Annotated in this window: 7 protein-coding genes and 1 pseudogene; 1 reads left to right on the forward strand and 7 read right to left on the reverse strand. The window is 36.9% G+C overall.

From position 1 onward, the window contains the following. The 7 genes and pseudogenes from TY19_RS14210 to TY19_RS08900 form a co-directional block, all read right to left on the reverse strand. Positions 1 to 115, reverse strand: a pseudogene (locus TY19_RS14210) (IS982 family transposase); the annotation flags it as partial. A 213-nt stretch (positions 116 to 328) separates the two neighbouring features. Beyond that, on the reverse strand, positions 329 to 820 hold the full coding sequence (locus TY19_RS12955) for a tyrosine-type recombinase/integrase (protein ID WP_320408606.1): 492 nt from the start codon (positions 818 to 820) through the stop codon (positions 329 to 331). A 3-nt stretch (positions 821 to 823) separates the two neighbouring features. Beyond that, positions 824 to 1,084 carry a hypothetical protein gene (locus TY19_RS19625; protein WP_226988505.1) on the reverse strand — a complete coding sequence of 87 codons (261 nt, stop codon included), beginning with the start codon at positions 1,082 to 1,084 and terminating at the stop codon, positions 824 to 826. 42 nt (positions 1,085 to 1,126) lie between these two features. Beyond that, positions 1,127 to 1,306, reverse strand: a complete 180-nt coding sequence (locus TY19_RS19630; RefSeq protein ID WP_226988506.1) for a hypothetical protein — start codon at positions 1,304 to 1,306, stop codon at positions 1,127 to 1,129. Positions 1,307 to 1,470: 164 nt separating this feature from the next. Then, positions 1,471 to 1,875, reverse strand: coding sequence for a hypothetical protein (locus TY19_RS08890; protein WP_148300662.1), 405 nt, complete (start codon positions 1,873 to 1,875; stop codon positions 1,471 to 1,473). Between the two features lie 22 nt (positions 1,876 to 1,897). Then, positions 1,898 to 2,254: a hypothetical protein gene (locus TY19_RS08895; protein WP_042281936.1), complete on the reverse strand. Its 357-nt coding sequence runs from the start codon at positions 2,252 to 2,254 to the stop codon at positions 1,898 to 1,900. A gap of 2 nt (positions 2,255 to 2,256) precedes the next feature. Continuing rightward, entirely contained in the window at positions 2,257 to 2,982 is a 726-nt protein-coding gene (locus TY19_RS08900; RefSeq protein ID WP_011175755.1) for a type IV toxin-antitoxin system AbiEi family antitoxin, read from the reverse strand. Between the two features lie 820 nt (positions 2,983 to 3,802). Here TY19_RS08900 and TY19_RS08905 point away from each other — a divergent pair. Next, on the forward strand, positions 3,803 to 4,594 hold a 792-nt coding region (locus tag TY19_RS08905; RefSeq protein ID WP_042281940.1), incomplete at its 3' end, for an F-box protein.

Consider the following 4,594-nt stretch of genomic DNA (forward strand, 5'->3'; position numbering starts at 1 on the left):
ATTCAGGTTGAGGTCCTCGCTTTGTTTTGCCATGATCAATTAACTGTTTATTCCATTTCTGCTTAAAAGACTTCCAAAAATCATCCACACTACAATATAATTTGATTAAATCCATTTTGACCTCTCATGTCATATTAAACATTAGTTTGGGGAAACAAATGTTTTAAATGATGCAGAGGTCTTTTGTCATTTAAATTTTATTCTTCTTATTTATTATCAAAGGGATAAATTCAAAGTTCAGGTTAATATCTTTCCCAATGTGTTCCAAAAACATAGCGTAGCTCTTAGGATCAAAGATCTCGTTCTTTTTAGCGCTCATTCAGAACCTTTATGGTATTAAGTTAACTTTTTTGCTGGCATTATCTGATCGAGCGGACTTATCGTAAGCATAAACCATCTCCGAGGAAGCATGTCCAGTTACACGCATAATATCGCTGTCTTGAAATCCCTGCTGTTTAAGATAAGTGACAGCAGATGCCCTCAAGACGTGCGGGGTGATTTTAAACGGAATACCGGCCTCTTTCCCAGCTTTGGCAAATGTCACAGCGACTTGATTGATCATCACAGGCTTTCCAAATCTCGTAATGAAAACATGTCCTTTTCTCTCGCCAATATGCTCTCGAAGCCTTTCCATAATGCTATTTGAATAGGTAATAACAGTCTCTTTGTACACTCCCTTCATTTTAGACTGAGGAAATGCGATTTCACAGTGCTCCCAATCAATCTGGTGAATTTGTAGAGACAAGACCTCACTTACGCGCTTACCACCCTGTAAAATCACTTTCCCGATTAAACAATCACGTGAATTAATTTTATCCAGCTCTTAAAAAAAAGTAATCCACTGTGCCTGAGTCATTGCTGGTGTTTTCACTTTTTCGCCGATTTTAAAAAAAGTTTTTGAGCTTCCTTCTTTGTTCGGCAAAGCCTTTTTTACAATACCTTGAAGGCGGCGTTGTAAAAATCCTGTAAAAGAGATATAGCAAGCTGCTCGTGATTGCCGACTTGCCTCAGCCCAGTCTTGTATCAACTTGATTCGATCAATCACAGCTTCATGATTCGTTAAGGCAAATACTTGAAGGCTCATTAGAGGATTGAGAAGACCAAATTCAATCAGCTTGCGAATTCCTCATCGATAATTAATTTGCGTTCTATGACTCAAAGTGGATAGCCAATGGGACAGCGCCTCTTCCAATGTGATCTCATCTAGTTTGTTCCATATTACATTTGTTTGAAATGCTTTTGCCTGTTCGTAGGTCTCTAAGCTAAATCCAATAGAGGGTTCAATCACTGTTGGCATCAAGGTCATAGCTTATTTGACTCCTTGCTTTCTATGATGCGTTCTTCTAAATATGACATTGCTTCTTCACTAAGTGTCATTGTTGGCTCCTTTGTTTAATCTTTTTTCTTTCAGTGACAAATCTCACACTCTATAAAAAGTCACAAGTCAATTCTATAAATTATTTATCATCCCTATCCATCTTGTAGGATTCTTTTTGTGAATCGCTCAAAATTTAATCTCTTTAATTTTCCATAAGGATCTTGAGCTTCTAGCTTAGCCCATTCTAACGGGGTAGCATTGCTCATCCAATTTCGCAAATTATCTCGCAATGTCTTAAACCATTTTGGATGCTGAGATCCGAGAAAAAGTAATTTCATTATTGCAGCTTCCGAAAAATCTCCCAATTGGGTTGCTACATACCAAATCCCATAAAGATCCTTATGGATTTTTGAGGCGCTTTTACGCCTTGTAAAGGTGAGTCCTTTATGAAACATCCAAGCTCCTGGAGATACCACCCATCCAGATTCTCCTGAGTACGTCTTGAATTCACTGGTCATCTGTAAACTTAAAGTGAGATAGCTGAGTGGTTGTGCCACAACGCCGGCAATTAAAACGTTTTTATGTTTGTCCGTTACGCGCAGCAGAATCGGTCAGAAATTCGATTTCCACCTCTAAACCATTGATTTCTTTGACATAGCTTTCGGTAGCAGGCTGATCCAAATCTTTGAATAATTGAGTAAATCCAGCTTCCTCAAGATGTTTTGAAATGTTCTTTTTTGAAATTGACGGGACTTTGCGAGGGATGAGCGAATCGATATCTCTCGTTCCAATAGGAGGATTGCCTAATTGTTGATCTGCTAGATATAGCTTGTAAATGATGAGAGCGTATCCACCTCCGATCACAATGACTTCTTTCCACGGACCCATCGATTGCAAAAATTCTGAAATCACCAAATCTTCTTGTTTTAAGTCCACTTCTACCCCTTCCTATAAATCCGTTTCAATTCAGGTATGCGCTCTGCCATGAATTCCGCTTGTTCTAATCCACGCAAAGGGAAGTGATAGAGATCCAAGAACGTCAATAAAACAGGGGATGAATTGAGATGTTGATCTGCTTCTATTTTTAGAAAACTTTTATAATAAGGCTCAATCAGCAATACCTCGTACCCTCTCTCTTGAGGCTCTAATTCCAGAAGCAGTTCAAGCCCCTTCTTTACATCTCGACTCTTAATATATAGCTCAAGAGTGGTTAGATTGGTGTTTTTGCATCCATGCACTTCTACTGCAGAATGAAGAGCTAAAACGGTTTTGGATTGTAGATTCGACTTCTTAAGCACCTTTAAAAGCTCATCTCGATCTGTAAACCCTGAACGATACGTCCACATTTTGCATTTTTTGACGATACTGTATTGTTCAAGCCAGCTCCTCAGTAAAGCTTCCGGTTTTGTCATACAAAAATGCTTCGACGTCCTCACGCCTTCGGTTTGCAGGAAGCCATGCATCACAAGAATACTAAATACTCGCTGCACTAGTCCAAGACTAATTCCTGTCTCCTTAGCCACTTGTCGCAAAGAAAATTTTTCTTTATCGATTCCAATCCTAAGTAACCATGCTAGAATCACAGAAGATCGATCAGCATAAATATTCCCTTCAACAAACGATTCATTTGAACTTAGTAAAAATCGACCCTTCATATTGTTCATCCCTCCACCGTGTTCGTTATTTTATATTGTTCAATATTTTTTGAACAATAGTTTATTGGAAAAACGGCTTTGCAAGCTTGACTTGTTTATAAGTTTGAATTTTAGCTTTTTCATTGCGAAGATGAGCGTACCACTCATTGGGAATAATTATTGCTTTATATAGCAATTTTTTCCACCTGTTCAACGGTTTCATTGATGGTATAAATCACAAAATTCTCCTTTTTGTTGCAGGAGACGTTAAAATCAAAGCATTCTTAAATATTTAATCTTTAGTTAATAAGAATAAAAATGCCTGAAACTGTATACAAGCGGAAAAAAGATAGAGCATTAAAAATTTTGGATGACGCTTACTTTGTGGCAAAAGAATTAGTTTATCTACAAGATTATTGACGAGAAGGAGCTGTAGACAACTTAATTCTTAACAAACAAAAATATCTATCTTTCGAAATGAATTCGACTAAGGAAAAAAACAGCTTAGCAAGTAAGCAAAGTAATAAAACTTCGAAGAAGTGGCCTTTTTAAAAGGCCACTTACATATTTCTTTAGCTATAGGAATTATAAGAATAACTTAGATCGCATTCTTTTTTAAATTATGCTTCATTTGAATTGCTTAATAATACATGTTGAGCAAATTAGAATCTATCTTCCTCTTAATGAGGATTTAGCCGCCATACATATTATAAATTTCCTTTTCATTTTATCTTTAATAAAATCCTTAGTTGCTATTTTTGAATCAATTTAACCTAGAACAAAATAAACTTATTAAATATAATTATTATTATTTAATTAATCATCTTATCTTAATAAAGATAGAGGCTTTATGCAAATTTCTTTAAAATCCCCTATAGAAGCTTTACCTGAAGAAACGAAAGTTGCCATTTTTAATCATCTTAAGAGCTCAAAAGACCTCGCCATGGCTTCTTTAGTTAGTAAAGCCTGGCAACAGCTAGCAGAGGATCCTTCCCTATGGAAAGCCCAGTTTTGTCGCCAATGGAAAAAGTTGACATTCTCGACCCGCCCTACCTTAAATTCAAATTGGAAGAAAATTTATAAAAAAAGGCATCAAATTCTAAAAGAAGTCAAACGCAACAAACCCACATTATGTGAAGATCGATGTAAGTATGACACCTATCAATTACCTGGCTTTGCAGCAAGCGAAACTGTTAAATTAAAGGTAGAAAAAAGAGTGGCTTTCATCCAAGTCACTCCTGGGACTGCTCAAGTTTATTCTCTTGAGGAAAAAGGCTGTCAATTAGTTTTTGATAACCTAAAAGACGAAAACTCTCGTTTGATCCACTATCTAGAAGGGCATATGATCCAAGTGACGCAAGAAGGTTTTCTTTACCGCTGGCCACTCAAAGAACCTTTTCCTTCGCAACCCTTAAGCAGGGTGGAAAATTTTGAGGAAGCCCATGTTGACCAAGAGTTGCTTATTTTAGTGTTGCCTCAGCGCAAGCAATTTGCCATTTTTAATATAGAAAATGGCTTAAAATGTTACGAATCTCCCCTTTTCCACTCTCCCATCCGCTCGCTCGATTGCCGCGATAACCAAATTTTGATTCAATGTGAAGATGGCACGCTTTATTTTATCAAAGCTATTCGAAAAGAGAAT

The sequence above is a fragment of the Candidatus Protochlamydia sp. R18 genome (genome assembly GCF_000648255.1).
GTDB classification, from domain to species: domain Bacteria; phylum Chlamydiota; class Chlamydiia; order Chlamydiales; family Parachlamydiaceae; genus Protochlamydia; species Protochlamydia amoebophila.

Coding starts and splice junctions, on each gene's coding strand:
- TY19_RS19625 (WP_226988505.1), bottom strand. CDS start 1,084: ATGAGCCTTCAAGTATTTGCCTTAACGAATCATGAAGCTGTGATTGAT.
- TY19_RS19630 (WP_226988506.1), bottom strand. CDS start 1,306: ATGACCTTGATGCCAACAGTGATTGAACCCTCTATTGGATTTAGCTTA.
- TY19_RS08900 (WP_011175755.1), bottom strand. CDS start 2,982: ATGAACAATATGAAGGGTCGATTTTTACTAAGTTCAAATGAATCGTTT.